The organism is Ruegeria sp. AM9 (assembly GCF_056540565.1).
Window position 1 is genome coordinate 919,907 of sequence record NZ_JBQFWY010000001.1, and the last position, 16,150, is coordinate 936,056.

The following is a 16,150-nucleotide window of genomic DNA, read 5'->3' on the forward strand; positions in this document are numbered from 1 at the left end:
TCATTTAGACTCCACAAAGGTGCACCGGCACCTGTCGATTTTATCCCCGCACGCCTTTTGCTTAGCAACCGGCGTCTCAGGCAGATCGTTCACATGAGGAGTTCGATAACACCTTTTCACTGAACACTAAAAGGAAAACCAAATGGCAAAAGGTCATAACCAAAACAACAAAGGAGTTGCTGCTGTCAGTGTTCTTTCAGTGTGCCCCCAACTGAGCTGGCCAGACGGAGGCAAAGAGCCGGAATTGAGCGCCAATTTCGGCGCGCGCTCTGACCTCGGTTCCGAGGTTTCGGCATCTCTGGTGCACGAGCTCGCATCGCTTTAGTGTTCTGCCATGCCGCCCAGTATTCCACTGACCCGATCGGAAACGATGTCCCGGATTCGTTCGAAAAACACGAAACCGGAATTGTCGATCCGTTCGGCTTTGCATGCGAGGAGGTATCGGTTCCGGCCTCATCGACGGGATTTGCCTGGGACACCAGACCTTGTGCTGCCCAAGCATAGGGCGGTGATTGAGGTGAGGGGCCAGCACCCGCAGATAGGTGCGGAAGAGGCCGACGATCTGATACGGTCCATTCAGGCCCTGCTGAGCCACGCTGACGCCCGCATACAGGCCATTGAGCGACTGGCTGGCCAGTATCGCTGATACCCAGTCGTCCCCTGGGACTATGTTCGACAGGGGCGACAGGTATAACACCGCCGCCCCTGATCCAGGCCGTGTCTGGACGTTAAAATCAGTAGCGTAACTTTTCAGCTGGTATCAGCAGATGCGCGCCGTGCACCACTGACATCAACACCCATTTTTTCCAGCCTTGCGAGTATCTCTTCGCGGCGCTGTTTGTCCTGGTTTTCTCTAGCATCCATTTCTGGCTGCACCTCCAGCATTATGTTGATCGCTTTGATCAGAGACGGCACATGACTTTTGAGACCTTTTTTACAGAGCGCCAGGTAGGCAGCTTCATATCCGTCCAGCGACACAATCCGGCCGTCAGGCGTGCGGGCTGCAACAGGCTCCGACAGGATCGCTGCAGCGTCTTTAACCAGATCGGAACGGGTCTTCGGCCGACCTTTCGGGTTGCCGGACTGACCTTTCTTCCACTGGCCGGATTTTGGAGGTTTGCCATAGCCGATATCGTAAGTGTCAGTCATTTCCACCTCCATCGTCGATGACATTGACACCCATCTTCCGGAGCGCGTTCAGAATCCGCTGCTTTTTCTCCTTCGGATCAAACTCAGCAGCCTGAGCAGCACCGGCCTCTTCCAGGATACGCCGCTGCAGGTCCATGGCACGCCGGTCACCGGACAGAGCCAGCTCCCGCAATTTGCGGATCAGGGCTTCACTGATGGGCATCTGTTTCTCTGCACCCTTCGGCCTGACTTTGCGCTTCAACACTTTTTGCGTCAGAGACAGAATATCATCCTGTTTTTTGGGCCGGCCTTTTGGATTTCCGGATTTTCCCATTTTGAAACGGCTGTGTTCAGGCGGGCGCATATAGCCCACCTGAGTTTTGGTCTGATCACTCATTCTGCAGCCTCCGTCGCCGGAGCCATAGCCCCTACAGCGCGATGAGCGGCCATCTCAGCATATGTCTCACCAGTGGAGGCCAGAACAGCTTGCAGCCCTGTCTGCGCCATAAATCGACGGCAGATAACATCACAATAGATCGGGTCGAGCTCCACCAGGCGGGCTCTGCGGCCACAACGCTCCGCAGCTATCAGGGTCGTGCCGGATCCGCCAAAGCCATCCAGCACGATATCACCGCGCCGAGTGACATCTCTGATCGCATCCGCCACCAGCGCCACTGGCTTAACCGTCGGGTGCAGTTCCAGATCTTTCTGATTTCCACCAAAGCTGTTCACTCCGGGATAATCCCAGACATTCGTCCGGTATCTGCCTTTCTCACCAAGGCCAAAAGTATTGAGATGGGGAGCGGAACCGACTTTCCAGACATAGATAAGCTCATGTCTCGACCGGTAAAACGTACCCATGCCGCCATTGGTCTTGGCCCAGACAATCAGGTTTTTCAGCTCTGAATAGGTTTTGGAACCGGCTGACTGCAGCTCCGGCATGTGGCGCCAATCCATGCAGACAAAGTGAATGGCACCGTCGACGCTGACACCCGCCATGGCGCCGAGCGACGCTTCCAGGAAGGCTGTAAAGGCACTGGCATCCATCTCACCGGCAGCCATAGCAAACTCACGGTGTTTCACGGCACCAGAGCCGCAGACATGGCCATCTATTTTGACGTTGTAGGGTGGATCGGTAAACACAGCGCGCGCACGATCATCGCCCATCAGCCGTGCATATGTCTCGGGATCACGTGCATCGCCACAGATCAGCCTGTGCGTGCCAAGAATCCAGACATCACCGGGCTTCGTGACTGCTTGCTCTACAGCAGGTTCCGGCACCTCATCAGCCGGGTCTGCTGTTTCTTCATCATCGTCATCCAGCAGCAGATCCAGTTCGGCTGTTTCAAAGCCGGTGATTTCCAGATCGAAATCCAGCTCCAGCTCTTCCAGCGCCTGGAATTCGATTTTCAGGATATCACGATCCCAGCCGGCCAGCTCAGCCAGCCTGTTGTCAGCAATGACATAGGCACGTCGCTCTGCGTCCGACAAATGCGCCAGTTCAACTGTCGGCACCTCAGCGGTGCCAAGTCGCTTAGCTGCAGCGACGCGACCATGGCCGGCAATGATGCCGCCATTTTCGTCGATCAATACAGGATTGGTAAAGCCAAACTGTCGGATCGACGCTGCGATCTGATCAATCTGCTTGTCACTGTGTGTCCGGGCATTGCCGGCATAGGGGATCAGATCATCCGTTTTACGATAGACGATCTTCAGCCGGGTTTCTTCCGGCAGAGATTTAATGTCAGCCATTATGGGGCCTTTCAAATATGCGCAGCCGGCTCGCCCTGACAGAGATCAGGTCTCCGTTCGGAGAACCGGTCTGCGCTGTTTCAGGAAGAGGCCGGATCAACAGATCCCTGCGAAGGGCCGGAATCTCCCGGCACAAGATCGGCAGGCCCCCACCGATCACTTCGCTTCTTTTAGTTCATTCTATGCAGACAATGAATTTGCAGCGTTTTCGCCGCCATGAGCATCGGAATGCAAAAGGGCCTCCACCCTCATTTCATGTCGGTATGACAGCAGATCCTGCAAATCAATCTGCAGCATATTGCGTGACCAACCGGCAAAATCGCTGAACTGTTCCATGATTTTGAGGTAGTGCTCGATATCATCTTCTGACAACTCGCCTAACCGCAAGGCTGGGATTTCGTAAATGTTAAGCAACTGTGCGGCTCTGACACGACCCTGGCCAGCGACAATCTCGTAATAGCCATCTATAATGATCGGCTGTGCACCAACGTAATCGCAGATTGTCTGCTCGAAGCGCTCGATCTCCTCGTCAGTGTGATGCGACGCATAATCTGCAACATAGCAGAGCTGGTACGGATCGCACCAGATGGTCTTGGCGAGAGTTTCATCTCGCAGGTTGGGAATATCACTTCCCTCGGTTTTAATGGGCATGGATTTATCTCCCTACGCACCATAGGCCGCCGGACCATCCGGCGACTTCGAAATCTCGTGCGGTGATAGTCACCGCTTAACTCCGTTGATGCGTAAGCAGCCTCATAGTCGCTTACGGAATTGCCGGGTCTGAGCCCGACATCCGGCTGGTTCAGCAAACCAGCCAGCTTCCGTTGATAGGCAAGGACACCCGGTGGATGCGTCTTGCTAAACACCAGAAAGGAAAGTTCGGTGGGAATTTCAAGAAATTTTTTTGGTAGAGATGCCAGAATTATAAATGGCTTATACAAAAAATGACATTCAGGCCGGTTTTGCCGTGATTTCGCACCGGGCAAACGGTTCACTCGGGGCCCTACTGCGGCCTCTCAACCCTGACGTGATTCGGCTCAGTCCAGTAGCTCGCCGCATGGTACGCCCAGCGCAACAGCTATCTTGTCCACCACTTCTATCGTGGGATTTCTGGCGCCGCGTTCGAGATCACTGATGTAGGTTCTGTGGATGCTGGACTGATGCGCAAGCTCTTCCTGCGACCAGTCTTTCGACCGGCGCAGACGGCGCATGTTTCCACTGAGACGGTCACGAACATCCATGACCCCCAAAGGCACGGGATGTCGCCGATCCGTCTACAGACGATCAGTGACATTTTCTGTTGACTTCCATCTTGCAGCAAGCATTTCTCGATATCACTGATCGACGACAACGGAATTGATATGCTAATTTCAGAGACAACCGCGGGAAGACTTGACGCGACCATTGATAAACAGGCAAAGCAACTCGCTGATTACATCATCAAAACCGGGCTGAAGCCGCTGCCCCTGCCCGGGGAGTTCTTCTACGCCTCCCTGCCCCTTTGTGTAATCGATGCGGTGTTTTCGATTGGCGTCACATACACCTCCACCGCAAACACGGTGGCCCGGTTTTGCGAACGCGAGGGCTGGACAAAGTCGCTGGCGCCGGATGCACCTCGCTCAACCGGCGAGCACACCATCAGTGAGTTTCTGGCGCTGTTTGATGGCCTGACGCCGGACCAGATGGCTGATGACCTCTTCGGTAACCGACAGCGCACATCCACCTGCTCCGGAATTCTGAAAGCAGAAGCGGTTCGTCAGTTTGCTGCAGCGTTAAAAGAATGCGGGATCGAAGATTTCGGGGACATGACCGATACCCGGCTAACAACGGTCGAAAAGCAGGTCCTCTACATTCCGGGTCAGGGCAGCGGAATCTCATTCGACTATTTTCGGATGCTCGCTGGCGACGACAACCTGATTAAACCAGACCGGATGGTTCAGCGCTACATTGCTAAGGCAACAAACATGAGACCCGATCGAGTTACGCCGGAGTCTGTCAGATCAGTATTGCAGAATGCGATTACCCAACTGGCTGAGCGCGGTTTCGCTTGGTCTCCTCGGCAACTGGATTATGCGATCTGGACCTGGGAAAGAACGCGTTGACGCGACTGGCCCTGCTCGTCAGCCAACAATCCTCGAAACAGCGCCTAATATTTGGCTTCAGCGGCCACAAGTCAGTCGGCCATTATGCACTGCACCGACCGCCTTCATTGGAGCAAGAGGGCTTGGAAAAGTTGGGACGAGTCCCTCTAAGCTGCTGTTCGATCCAAATGCAGCAAAAGGCGGCTCCGAGCCCTTACCGGAATCTACCCCATATAACGCGCTGTGGGAACAAGCGTACATAGGCCGATACCAGCGCCTTCATTTTGTCCCACGGTACGACAGAGTTTTTCGGTGTGACTGTGGGAGAAAACTGGTGTTCTATCGCGCAATAATGGAGCAAATCATGAACGCCAAAAAAACGAAAAAACCTGAGCAGCCTCATCTGACTGGTCCAATTTGATTGTTAGTGCATCATCGGCCTGTAATCCATCGGGATGATTGTTTCGGGCGCTGGAGGGCGATAGCCCAGTGCACTGTGGGGGTGTTTTGTATTGTAGTGTCTCCTCCATTGTTCGATCAGAATTTGAGCTTCGCGCAGGCTGTAGAAGATCTCACCGTTGAGCAGCTCATCCCGCATCCGTCCATTGAAGCTTTCACAGTATCCGTTCTCCCAAGGGCTGCCAGGTTCGATGTAAGCCGTCTTGGCGCCAACGGCGGCGATCCAGTCTCGGACAGCCTGGGCGACAAATTCCGGTCCATTGTCAGAACGTATGAAACTCGGCGCGCCGCGAAGTATGAACAGATCAGTCAGGGCATCGATCACATCGACCGCGTTCAGCTTGCGCTTCACTCTAATCGCCAGGCACTCCCGGCTGTGCTCATCAAGGATGTTCAGCGTCCGGAAGGCTTTGCCATCGTCGGTTCGACAATGAACGAAGTCATACGACCACACGTGGTTGCGGTGATCCGGTCGAAGCCGGACACATGATCCATCATTCAGCCAGAGCCGTCCTTTCTTCGGTTGTTTCACTGGCACTTTCAGCCCCTCTCGTCGCCAAAGCCGTTCAACCCGCCCATCGCTGACAGACCAGCCAGCCTCTCTCAGCAGTGCAGCGATCCTGCGATACCCATATCGGCCGTATTGACGGGTCAGCTCAATCATGTCGGCCACCAGCCGGTCTTCGTCTGCGCGACCTCTTGGGATGCGCCGTTGCGTGGACCGGTGTTGTCCAAGCACGCGGCAGGCGCGTCGCTCAGATACTTTGAGCTGGCTGCGGACATGATCAATGCAGGCACGACAACGAGCGGGGCTCAGTAGTTTCCCTTTGTGGCTTCCGTTAGGATCAGTTTGTCCAACGTCAGGTCAGACACCGCGCGCCGCAATCGCTCGTTCTCTTTCTGAAGCCGTTTCAGTTCCTTCAACTGATCTATACCCATTCCGCCGTACTTCTTTCTCCAGCCGTAATAGGTTTGTTCAACAACGCAGATCTGCCTGATCGCATCAAGACGGGGCATGCCTTGCCCCATCAGCACTTCAACCTGCCGTAACTTCGACACAATCTCTTCGGGCTTTGGTCTCTTGTTTGCCATTCGTGGTCCTCCGTTTCCTAAGCATAACGGTGGACCAGTTCAGTCGGGGAGGCTCAGCTGGAACCAGCCCCCTGAAACGAAGCCACCTGTGAAAGGAACCCAAGCATTGTTAGATTTTCAGGCCCGCAATTAGTGTTGACAGTTTCCATGACGATATGCCCCGTCGTTTGGTCAAAAAATGGCCGAACCGAAAAGGTTGTGGCGGATCCATGGTGTCAGATTCTGAGATAAAAAGTCATCTCATCTGTCCATCAACGGCGAATGGTCCCGGCACTGCAATGATGTTTCAGCTTAATGAGATCGAGATGCAGGCATGACTTGAAACCGCACCCGCTCTTTCTATGCTTGCAACCGGCAGAGCCGGTACAACGCCTATCTACCTCAAACCAGAGATCAAATTCGCTCTGATCGCCTTAATCGCAAGATTGATATTCAAAGCGCTTCGCAACGAGTCAAACGTTCATCACTTCAGGAGGGACCAATATGAAGAGAATTTTCCAGACCGCCGCCCTGAGCGCGGCCGCTTTTGTTTCGGGAATCGCCTCAAGCAGCGCCGAGGAATGGCGTTTCAACAATTTCCTGCCAGAAACCCGGCCCGAAACAGCCGAACTGGAACGTTTTGTTGAAGACGTAAATGCGACACTGGGCGGTGAGAGTGAATTGAAGCTCTATAGCGGCGGATCATTGGGCCTGCCAAATACGGACACTCTGCGGTTCCTGCCCAAGGGCGCAGTCGAGATGAGCCTGATCTGGGCGAATTACCTGGGGCGCGATGCCCCGGCGCTCAGCTCTGTTGTTGTTCAGGGTACAATTGGCTCGATTGAAGAATTCGAGAAGGCAATTCCGACCGTTCGTGAAATCTACGAAGAAGAGTTTGCCGACTGGGGCGTGACCTCGGTGGGGTATGTCCCGATCCCGATGCTATCTGTTTCGGTCTTCTGCCGGGATGAACCTGTTCGCACCATCGACGCGCTAAAATCCAAGAAGCTGCGCGTCTGGGCGCGTGATCAGGTTGAAACCTTCACTCGTCTTGGCGTCGCCGCGCAGATCATCCCGCAGGAAGAAATGTATGTGGCCCTTAAAACCGGCGTGGTGGATTGTGCGCTCTACCCGGCGCTTTATGCACATACGGTTTCATTGCAGGAGGTCGCCAAATACGCGTCCTTCCTGTACCCGATGGCGTCCGGCCCTTATGTCATTGGCGTCGCCACCGATAAGTGGGACGCAACGGACGATGCCACCAAAGCGGCGATTGCCACCGCGGCAGATGCCTTGTGGGAGCGCACCAACCAATATGAGGATGATTTTGAGCGCGAACTGGCCGCGCGCGACAAGCTGGGCGAAGAGGGCGTGATCTGGGGCGAAGACTTCTCGCAGGAAGACCGCGACCTGTTTGTGTCCAACGTGACCGAAATCTGGGCAGAACTGGCGGATGAGGCCGGCGGCAATGCGCCTGAATATCGCCAGCGGGTTCTGACCGCATTGGGCCGCTGATCCTCGGATGGCGCACAGCGCGAAACACTTGATCGCGCGGGGGCTGGACCGTCTGGCCCTTGCGTGCGCTGCTGCGGCGGCGTTGGGGATGATTGCCATCGTCGGCCTCATCGTGACCAGCGTTCTGATGCGAAAATTCGCCAATACGCCGCTGCACATTACCGAAGAAGTCGTGGGACTTTTGCTGAGCGTCTCGTTGTTTCTCGGCCTGCCCATGGTGACGTTACGGGCCAAGCACGTGCGCGTCTCGCTGCTGGCGGACATACTGAAAGGTAAAGCGCATGTAGTCCTGCAGATCGCCGCCCTGCTGGTCGGCATCGTGTTCTTCTTATGGCTGATCGTCGAGACCATCCCTTGGTTCGAGTTTGCCTTCAAACGCAACCTCAAGACCGAGACCACCCGGATTTTGCTCTATCCGTGGATGGCACTGATGCCGCTCTCACTCACACTAACCATGTCCATCTTTGTGGCGCGCCTGGTCGGCATTCTGGACCGGGTCGACGACGCCGAAGCTGACATCGAATGAATCCCCATCAAAGAGGCCCCTGAATGTCGTTCTGGCTTACGTTGACAGGCGCGCTGGTCGCCACCGCCGGGACAGGCGTGGCGCTTGGGGCCGCGCTTGGCCTGACCGGGCTTCTGATCCTGCACTTTTTCTCGAACGGGGCCACGTCGCTGGCGGTGGATGCGATCTGGAGTGTCTTTAATTCCTTCACCCTCAGCGCTGTTCCGATGTTCATCCTTCTGGGCGAAGTGCTGCTGCGTAGCGGGATCAGCGAAAAGGCCTATTCCGCCTTCTCGCCGCTGTTTCGCCGCATACCGGGCGGGTTGCTGCACACCAACATCGCGGTTTGCACCCTGTTTGGCGCGGTCAGCGGCTCCAGCCTGTCGACGGCGGCGGCGGTGGGCTCGGTAGCTTACCCCGAGATGTCCAAACGCGGCTATGACAAGGATACAATCGTCGGCAGTCTGGCAGGTGGCGGCACACTGGGTCTGCTGATCCCGCCCAGCCTGTCCTTCCTGATTTACGGCGCACTCACGGAGACCTCGATCGGTCGCCTGTTTGCCGCCGGGATCATCCCCGGATTTCTGGTGGGTCTGATGTTCATGGCCTATCTGTTTGTAAAAAGCGCCAGCAACCCGGCCATAGCTCCCCGCGATGAAACCCCGCTCCCCTTGCGGGAAACTCTGGCGGGCTTCAAGCAAATATGGCCTCTGCTGGCCCTGATCATTGCGGTCATCGGCAGCATCGTCGGAGGGTTGGCTACACCCACTGAGGCCGCAGGCGTTGGCGTGGTTCTGGCCGTGATCATCTCGTCTATCTGGGGCGACCTCACCTGGAGAAAGCTGGTAGAGGCCGTATATCAGTCCGTCCTGCTGTTCGCCTCGGTCGGATTTCTGGTACTGGGTGCAACCATTCTGGCGAAATCGACCAGCATTCTGGGCGTGCCGCAACAGATCCTCGAGGTCGTGGCCGAAAGCGGGATGGGCACCTACAGCGTGTTGCTGATCGTGGTGCTGATCTATCTGGTGCTGGGCTGCTTCTTTGATGGCCTGTCCCTGATGATCATGACATTGCCGGTAGTGTTCCCGCTGCTAACCGGTCTGGGCTTTGATCCGATCTGGATTGGGGTCATTATCACCATCGTCATTGAGATCGGACAGGTCACACCTCCGGTCGGGCTGAACCTGTCAGTCCTGACCGCACTAACCAATAATGAGGTCAGCCTGGGCCGCGTGGCAGTTGCAACAGTTCCCTACTGGCTTATCCATCTGTTTGCCATCCTGATCCTGACGCTTTTCCCGGCACTGGCCCTGTTTCTGCCTGACCTGTTGTTCTGACAGAAGGGCTTCAACCGAGCGCACATATGATCGCTTTGCTCGCCCTCTGCGCATCCTGACTAGGGTCAGGATCCATTGATTTCCGGCTGGTGGCATGATTCACGGCTCGAAAAAATGAGCGGTAAACATGTCTGATCTTTTCTGGTTGAGCGACGCGCAGATGGCGCGCCTTGAGCCCTTCTTCCCCAAGTCCCATGGCAAGCCCCGCGTTGATGATCGACGGGTGCTGAGCGGCATTATCTTCATCAACCGCAACGGCTTACGTTGGCGCGACGCGCCCAAGGAATACGGGCCGCACAAGACGCTCTACAACCGGTGGAAGCGGTGGAGCGACAAAGGGATCTTCGCTTCGATGATGGTCGGTCTGGCCGCCAATCACGGTGAGGAAAAGACTGCGATGATCGACGCGACCTACCTCAAAGCGCACCGCACAGCATCCAGCTTGGGCGTCAAAAAAGGGGGCGAGGCCGCCTGATCGGCAGGACGAAGGGCGGTATGAACACCAAACTGCACGCCATCTGCGACAGCCAAGGCCGACCGCTCAACCTGTTTGTCACCGCCGGGCAGGTCAGTGACTACATTGGAGCGCGGGCATTGCTGAGCAGTATTCCGGATGTTGACTGGTTGCTCGGGGATCGCGGCTATGACGCGGATTGGTTCCGAGGAGCCTTGCAAGACAAGGGAATACGCGCCTGCATCCCTGGCCGGAAGCAACGAAAAAAGCCCGTCCGGTACGACAAGCGGCGCTACAAACGACGCAACCGCATCGAGATCATGTTCGGTAGGCTGAAAGATTGGCGACGCGTCGTAACCCGATACGACAGATGCCCAAAGGTCTTCCTGTCCGCCATCGCTCTCGCAGCTTTGGTCATCTATTGGCTATGAGTCCTGAGCCTAGACGAATGACCTCTGGGCTGGTCTTGAAATACTTGAAGGGCGATCATTTATGCATGGAACAAGGCTACAAAAGCCCCCTGCCCGCCTCAACCCAAGTTCTTCTGACAAGACCGCAGAAACAACGATGGGCAATGGAACACTCACCTAATTATAACTGCTCTACATTTCCCAGAAGGATAGAAGTTGTTTCAACTGAAAAATCCCCATTCAACGCAACTACTGAAATTTTAGGATCATAGTGCGTTGCGTCGGCGGTTACCTCCGAAATATCGGTTTTGGAATCTAAGAAGACCCACTCCGCATCACTTTCTACCGGCAACCCCACTGAGACGCGCAGAATATCCAATGCATCCAAAGCGTTAACTGACCCGTCCTTATTGATATCTGCCGCAATGTAGTTTTCTGGCTGAGCGGTTCCCCAAGTTGGCTCTAAGCCGACCGACATGCGTAGCACTTGTAGGGCGTCAAGTGCGTTGATTTCTTGGCTTCCAGTAGAGTAGGACTTTATGATTTTTATATGGCCTTGTTCCGAACCAACCGGTAGTTGCAGGTCAAAATAACCCTGACTATCAGCTTGCACGACAATGGGCGCACTTCCGTCTTGAATGAAATGAACTTCTGCATCCCGGATGCCTGGATTGTCTTCAGCGGTGCTGACCGTTACCGCTCCAGTTATTCCAGAAGAGCTCACTGTATCAGAAGAATTCTCGTTGGGGCCATTCGGCAATCGAACAGCTGCATCAAAAAAATCCCCAAGAACGTCAGATTGTGAAAGCGACCCGCCGTCTGCGCTTTGGAGAACTATCGTTTGACCAAGAAAGTCAATTTGGGCTCCGTCTTCCGTAGATGTGAAATCCAACTGGCTTGGAAAACGTAGCTGCCCGAAATCAGACAAATCTAACCTGTCGACCCCCACTTCAAAATCAGAGACAATGATAGTTCTACTGCCGTTTTGAACCACAAAAATGTCGGCCCCCTCACCGCCCGCCATGACCGTAGTCCCACTTCCAGCGACCAGCACATCATCCCCGCCCCCGGCGAGAAGTGTTGAACCACCCATACCAAGAAGTATGTCATCGCCGTTTGTCCCTGATTGAATACTGTCGCCTTCGATGACACTTCCCAAGTTGTCCAACGACACAGAGAATTGCGATACACCATCTTGTTGCTGATCGGCCGCAAACACTTGCAATTCATTGCCGACCTGAGCGACCGAGAGAGTATCGACACCTACCAACCCATTTTCAGCAGTGCCTTCCACTGTTTCCAAATGCACCAATTGACCACTCGGAACCAGCGCAAACAGGCTTATTCCGTCATCCTCACCCCCTGCGAAAACAAAAACTTGATCACCAACACTAGTCACGGCGATATCTTGAATAGAATTGAATTTCGTGCCGGAACTGTCGAGCACATGATCTGTAGGCAAAAGACTTCCATCGGAGCCCAATTCCATCACTGAAATGGAGTTGCTGCCCGATCCCGCCACAAGCACCCAAAAACTACCATACGCCTGAATTACTTCCATTGAAGTCGGAGTGTTCAGCGCCAAATGCGAAGTCGCATCGGAATTGTCTACTTGGGTCAGTTCTCCTGTTTCGGTGTCGGCTTGGAATGTGACCACTGAGTGCGTTGATGAATCCGCCGTTACAACCACCGTATTGGAGGCAGTTTCGACTGTATCCAAAAACGCCGGCCGTCCGATTTCAACGTCCACTTCCGTAAAGGTGCCGGTAGGTCCGACTTGGTACGCAGTAATTCGGCTTCCACCGTCTGTCGCTGCGACGATAAACTCGGTGTCATTAGAAGAGTAGCTAGCCAACAACGTGGTTCCACCGCCTTCTGACGGCAATTGAAACTGCTGCGTCTCACCGATCATTCCAGTCGGCTCTAAACTATATCCAAAAATTGACCCCGATGAGCTGATATCCAGAACAAGTAAGTCTTCACTACCCAAGTTCGCGAATTCTATTGTCAGGCCGCCATCTGGCGAAATACTTGAATCAAACACTTGGGAATCGAAGAAGGTGGGAACATCACCGTTATTCAGTTGCCAAACCACCAATCCACCGCCAGGACCGGAAGTGCTGTAAAGGTAAGTTCCCGCTCCAAACTCAATTGAGACCAAATCGCAAATTCCGTGATCAAAATTCACGAATCCAGTCGTCAATGTCCTTTCATATTCAATCATTAAAAGCCCCCCTAACCACACCGAAGCTGCAAATAAGATAGCGCGCAATAATTAACAGCCAGACAATGTAGCTGCAAAAGCTGGGGATTTAGAGTGTCATTTTTCTTAGATTTTTAGAGTTTATCTGGAATCGCTAACAACGCTCTACATCTGCGAACCAAAGCTAAATCCCGAACAGGAAACGACAGAGGAATTGAGCGGCCTCAGGCCTCAGCGTTTTCGGCGAATAACGTCCTGACGCATTTCCAGATCCAACTTCAGGTCCGCAACGACCTTCTACAGCAGGGTATTCTCGCCCTTAAGTGCCTTCAGTCGGCGCATTGCATCACACAGCGAACCTGCGTACTTCTTCTTACAATTTATATGCGCTGCCGGACTGATCCCTGCCTTGCGACAGATATCCGCGACCAGCGTGCCTTGTTCGCCTTACTTCAAGATGAACGCCCATTGCGCCGCCGTGAACTTCGATGCTTTCATGCGATTCCGCTCCTTTTCCAGCCAGGAAAACTTAGCGGAAAACTCCAGCTTCAAACGATGCAGTTTTCAGGGAGCAGAGCAATTGATCTTGTTCAAATGAACTGAAAATCATCAGAAACAAGAACGTCCGGTGACACTCCCAGGATTGCTATAGGAACATCATCCAGCTCGACGAGAGTGCTGTTGCCGTGTTCAGTTAGTGTTAAGTCCTCGTAACTCGCGCCCATGACTTCGATCCGAACAACATCCACGCCCTGCTCGAAGTCGTAGGCACTATCAAGGCCTTCGCCCGGTCGAAAAACAAAAACGTCTGCCCCTTCGCCACCGATAAGCAAATCATCACCCAGGCCTCCGTCGAGCATATCGTCACCAGCGCCGCCTTCCAAAATGTCATTGCCCTCCCCGCCCGCGACGGTGTCGTCCCCCACCCCTCCGAACAGCACATCATCATCCGCGCCCCCATTGATGTGATCGTTACCTTGACCGCCCATTATTACATCCCGGCCAACACCACCATCTAACCAATCGTCATCCGCGCCTCCATCAACGTAGTCGTCACCATTCTCTCCAAGAATTTCGTCTTCACCTACGCCGCCAAACAACCGGTCATTACCTTCACCGCCGTAAATTTCATCTGCCCCTTGACCTCCATTTACAATATCATTGCCAGCTCCACCCAATAGTGTGTCGCCAATGGTATCGCTGACTCCCCCAACGAGAATATCATTACCATCACCTCCCGAAACGTAGTCAGTTCCTCCGCCGCCGTCGATGTAGTCATTTCCATCATCCCCCTGAATTTCCTCGTGGGAATCCGATCCCGTTATTGCGTCACTATTCTCGGAACCAACTACTTGGTCATATGGGGTTATAGTGATCTCCACGACTTCATAAGGATCCAATTCAAGATCCACATCGCCCGCATCATCAAATGTGAATTGCTCGACTTCCACCGTAACGTCGGTCTCTCCAGCAAAGTAATAGTGGTCAAGACTGGTCGCCGTTTCGGGGGTGTATCCGGGCTTTAAAAGAATGGTGGACGGCGGCGGAAGATAGGTTCGATAAGTTCCTTCTTCATAAGAAGAAATTTTCCTGGGGCTGATCACCCCCAATGCAAACAAGTTTTGGAATTTCGCTTCCAAGGCTAGCTTTTCGGCTTCATCGATAACTCGGAGCTTATTGCGAGAATTAGGAACCAGCCTACCATTCTCGTCGTATTCGGCCCGGTCACTCATACCGTCAGCACTACCATCGAGAATTCCAATTTTTCGAACGGATACGATGTGTTTTCCTTCGACCAGTTCGTTCAGGTCCAAGTCAACTGACACCCCAAACTCTTCCGTTCTGTTAGACACGTAGAGAACGGTTTTCCCACCCCCGGTAAAGGCATTGATTTCAATTGGGCGGTGATTGTCAGGCAGCCCTCCCAATTCTAGCAGAGAGAGCCCGACACCATCCTCGTCAACCAAGCTCTCCCTCATCCAGGAAAATACCTGACCAGCAGGTGAAGGATGAACCCGGTTATCCTTTGTAATGCCACCAGCAAATGAATTATAGTTTCTATTCAGAACCGACCAGATTTCCGCTGCGTCCACCCCGGATTCCAGCATGGTCTCGAACATCTCAAGGATTACAGACGCCGCCTTCAGACCTTGCTGAGTAATATTGGCATTTTGAACATTCCATTCGGTAACGTGATAATCCAATTCTTGTTCAAAATACTTGTACCACATATCCGGCCGTGACCCGATTTCCCGGTTTTCGTAGTAACCGTCGGAAAAGGTATTATCCGCTCCGTAGGTTTCATAGAAATAGTAGTGGGAAACTACTCCGTCGACCGCTTCACTCGCGACCGTTGACTGAAATCCATCCGACAAATCTTTGTTGGCATCGAAATGCTCAATGATCTCTTTGTTCTTTTGGTCCATCGTGCTATCCGGCCCAACGTGCCACGGTGGCGCTGTTTGCACCAGGATCTTGGGATCATAATCGGATGTCGGGTTTTCGGCACTGTATGCCTCGTAAGCACTAGCGAGATACTGCGTCGCCTGTGCTGCATCTCTGCCATACTCGGATGCTTGTTGAAAACTCCAATACTCGTTGCCGATTTCTATTGTCGTCAAAAGATGCCCGTTTGGACCCAGTTGGTCATATACCGCTTTGACAAATTCCGTCATTTCAGACTGATTTGCCAATTTCTCCCCAACCGGAATGCTCAAAGTGAAGGTCGTCCCTCTATCGGCGACCCAATCTAAAAACTCAGTCAAATTATCGTTTAACTGACCGTCAACCAGATTTGTAATGTCTTCCTTTTGGGCGCTGCCTGAAGGATAGCGCAAATGTGTAACACCCAGCATATCGAAGGCTTCGCCGATATTCGGGAACATACCTCGAAAATTGGCACCAAAATGATCCTCGCTGACCGTTTCTGAAACTGCGCCCGGAGTTAATTCATAGCTGTAATTGACCATCTCACCCTCACAACACTACCCAGCCCCAGTTAGAATTTCTGAAGCCACCTTGCGAGAGTGAACCTAGTTTTTCAAAGAATCAGTTCAGAAAACTTACCTGTTAATCTTGGATAATAGTTTACTATTTTTAGTAAGTTTTTCTTCAGTGTTTTACTGACTGCAACTCTTGAGTATTAATTGCTTTCGAGAATATTTTGCGCCGCAGCACCAGTCTCCTAAAAAATTGGGGATGCATTCAGTGTACCTACTCGGCCTTACCCCAAACA

14 protein-coding genes and 2 pseudogenes are annotated in these 16,150 nt (G+C 53.4%); 7 read left to right on the top strand and 9 right to left on the bottom strand.

The annotated features are described in order from the left end of the window. Nucleotides 1-334 precede the first annotated feature (334 nt). Both ACR0DO_RS04665 and ACR0DO_RS04670 read left to right on the top strand, forming a co-directional pair. A pseudogene (locus ACR0DO_RS04665) lies at nucleotides 335-517 on the top strand (very short patch repair endonuclease); the annotation flags it as partial. Further along, on the top strand, nucleotides 518-646 hold the full coding sequence (locus ACR0DO_RS04670; protein WP_480556977.1) for a hypothetical protein: 129 nt from the start codon (nucleotides 518-520) through the stop codon (nucleotides 644-646). 104 nt (nucleotides 647-750) lie between these two features. Here the strand turns inward: ACR0DO_RS04670 and ACR0DO_RS04675 are convergent, their stop codons facing one another. From ACR0DO_RS04675 to ACR0DO_RS04695, 5 genes are all read right to left on the bottom strand, one after another. Then, nucleotides 751-1,149 (bottom strand): DUF5681 domain-containing protein, encoded by a 399-nt coding sequence (locus ACR0DO_RS04675; RefSeq protein WP_480556927.1) that lies wholly within the window; start codon nucleotides 1,147-1,149, stop codon nucleotides 751-753. Continuing rightward, entirely contained in the window at nucleotides 1,142-1,525 is a 384-nt protein-coding gene (locus tag ACR0DO_RS04680; RefSeq protein ID WP_480556928.1) for a DUF5681 domain-containing protein, read from the bottom strand. The genes ACR0DO_RS04675 and ACR0DO_RS04680 overlap by 8 nt, the downstream gene beginning before the upstream one ends. Continuing rightward, entirely contained in the window at nucleotides 1,522-2,880 is a 1,359-nt protein-coding gene (locus ACR0DO_RS04685; protein ID WP_480556929.1) for a site-specific DNA-methyltransferase, read from the bottom strand. Before ACR0DO_RS04685 ends, ACR0DO_RS04680 begins: the two co-directional genes overlap by 4 nt. Nucleotides 2,881-3,060: 180 nt before the next feature. Beyond that, nucleotides 3,061-3,531 carry a ParB N-terminal domain-containing protein gene (locus tag ACR0DO_RS04690; RefSeq protein ID WP_480556930.1) on the bottom strand — a complete coding sequence of 157 codons (471 nt, stop codon included), beginning with the start codon at nucleotides 3,529-3,531 and terminating at the stop codon, nucleotides 3,061-3,063. 386 nt (nucleotides 3,532-3,917) lie between these two features. Further along, the gene (locus ACR0DO_RS04695) at nucleotides 3,918-4,136 is read right to left on the bottom strand and encodes a helix-turn-helix domain-containing protein (protein ID WP_480556931.1); all 219 of its coding nucleotides are present in this window, start codon (nucleotides 4,134-4,136) and stop codon (nucleotides 3,918-3,920) included. 105 nt (nucleotides 4,137-4,241) lie between these two features. Here ACR0DO_RS04695 and ACR0DO_RS04700 point away from each other — a divergent pair, with 105 nt between their 5' ends. Next, the gene (locus ACR0DO_RS04700) at nucleotides 4,242-4,982 is read left to right on the top strand and encodes a hypothetical protein (protein WP_480556932.1); all 741 of its coding nucleotides are present in this window, start codon (nucleotides 4,242-4,244) and stop codon (nucleotides 4,980-4,982) included. A gap of 403 nt (nucleotides 4,983-5,385) precedes the next feature. Here ACR0DO_RS04700 and ACR0DO_RS04705 read toward each other — a convergent pair. Beyond that, nucleotides 5,386-6,512 (bottom strand): IS3 family transposase gene (locus ACR0DO_RS04705; RefSeq protein ID WP_480556933.1). Its coding sequence is split into 2 segments (ribosomal slippage): nucleotides 5,386-6,251 and nucleotides 6,251-6,512, totalling 1,128 coding nucleotides; the frame shifts between segments, so codons are not numbered across the junction. 483 nt (nucleotides 6,513-6,995) lie between these two features. Between ACR0DO_RS04705 and dctP the strand changes: the two genes are divergently transcribed. The 4 genes from dctP (at nucleotide 6,996) to ACR0DO_RS04725 (ending at nucleotide 10,733) form a co-directional block, all read left to right on the top strand. Continuing rightward, nucleotides 6,996-8,006 (top strand): TRAP transporter substrate-binding protein DctP, encoded by a 1,011-nt coding sequence (gene dctP / locus ACR0DO_RS04710; protein ID WP_480556934.1) that lies wholly within the window; start codon nucleotides 6,996-6,998, stop codon nucleotides 8,004-8,006. 7 nt (nucleotides 8,007-8,013) lie between these two features. After that, nucleotides 8,014-8,532: a TRAP transporter small permease gene (locus ACR0DO_RS04715; protein ID WP_480556935.1), complete on the top strand. Its 519-nt coding sequence runs from the start codon at nucleotides 8,014-8,016 to the stop codon at nucleotides 8,530-8,532. Between the two features lie 23 nt (nucleotides 8,533-8,555). After that, nucleotides 8,556-9,848 carry a TRAP transporter large permease gene (locus tag ACR0DO_RS04720; RefSeq protein WP_480556936.1) on the top strand — a complete coding sequence of 431 codons (1,293 nt, stop codon included), beginning with the start codon at nucleotides 8,556-8,558 and terminating at the stop codon, nucleotides 9,846-9,848. A gap of 127 nt (nucleotides 9,849-9,975) precedes the next feature. Further along, nucleotides 9,976-10,733, top strand: a protein-coding gene (locus ACR0DO_RS04725; RefSeq protein WP_480556937.1) for an IS5 family transposase whose coding sequence is annotated in 2 segments (ribosomal slippage) — nucleotides 9,976-10,312 and nucleotides 10,312-10,733 — 759 coding nt in all. Because the reading frame shifts where the segments join, the coding sequence is not laid out codon by codon here. A gap of 160 nt (nucleotides 10,734-10,893) precedes the next feature. Here ACR0DO_RS04725 and ACR0DO_RS04730 read toward each other — a convergent pair. The 3 genes and pseudogenes from ACR0DO_RS04730 to ACR0DO_RS04740 form a co-directional block, all read right to left on the bottom strand. Next, on the bottom strand, nucleotides 10,894-12,936 hold the full coding sequence (locus tag ACR0DO_RS04730) for a dockerin type I domain-containing protein (protein ID WP_480556938.1): 2,043 nt from the start codon (nucleotides 12,934-12,936) through the stop codon (nucleotides 10,894-10,896). Nucleotides 12,937-13,152: 216 nt separating this feature from the next. Continuing rightward, nucleotides 13,153-13,413 (bottom strand): annotated as a pseudogene (locus tag ACR0DO_RS04735) (transposase); the annotation flags it as partial. A gap of 92 nt (nucleotides 13,414-13,505) precedes the next feature. After that, the gene (locus ACR0DO_RS04740; protein ID WP_480556939.1) at nucleotides 13,506-15,884 is read right to left on the bottom strand and encodes a calcium-binding protein; all 2,379 of its coding nucleotides are present in this window, start codon (nucleotides 15,882-15,884) and stop codon (nucleotides 13,506-13,508) included. Between the last annotated feature and the right edge of the window lie 266 nt (nucleotides 15,885-16,150).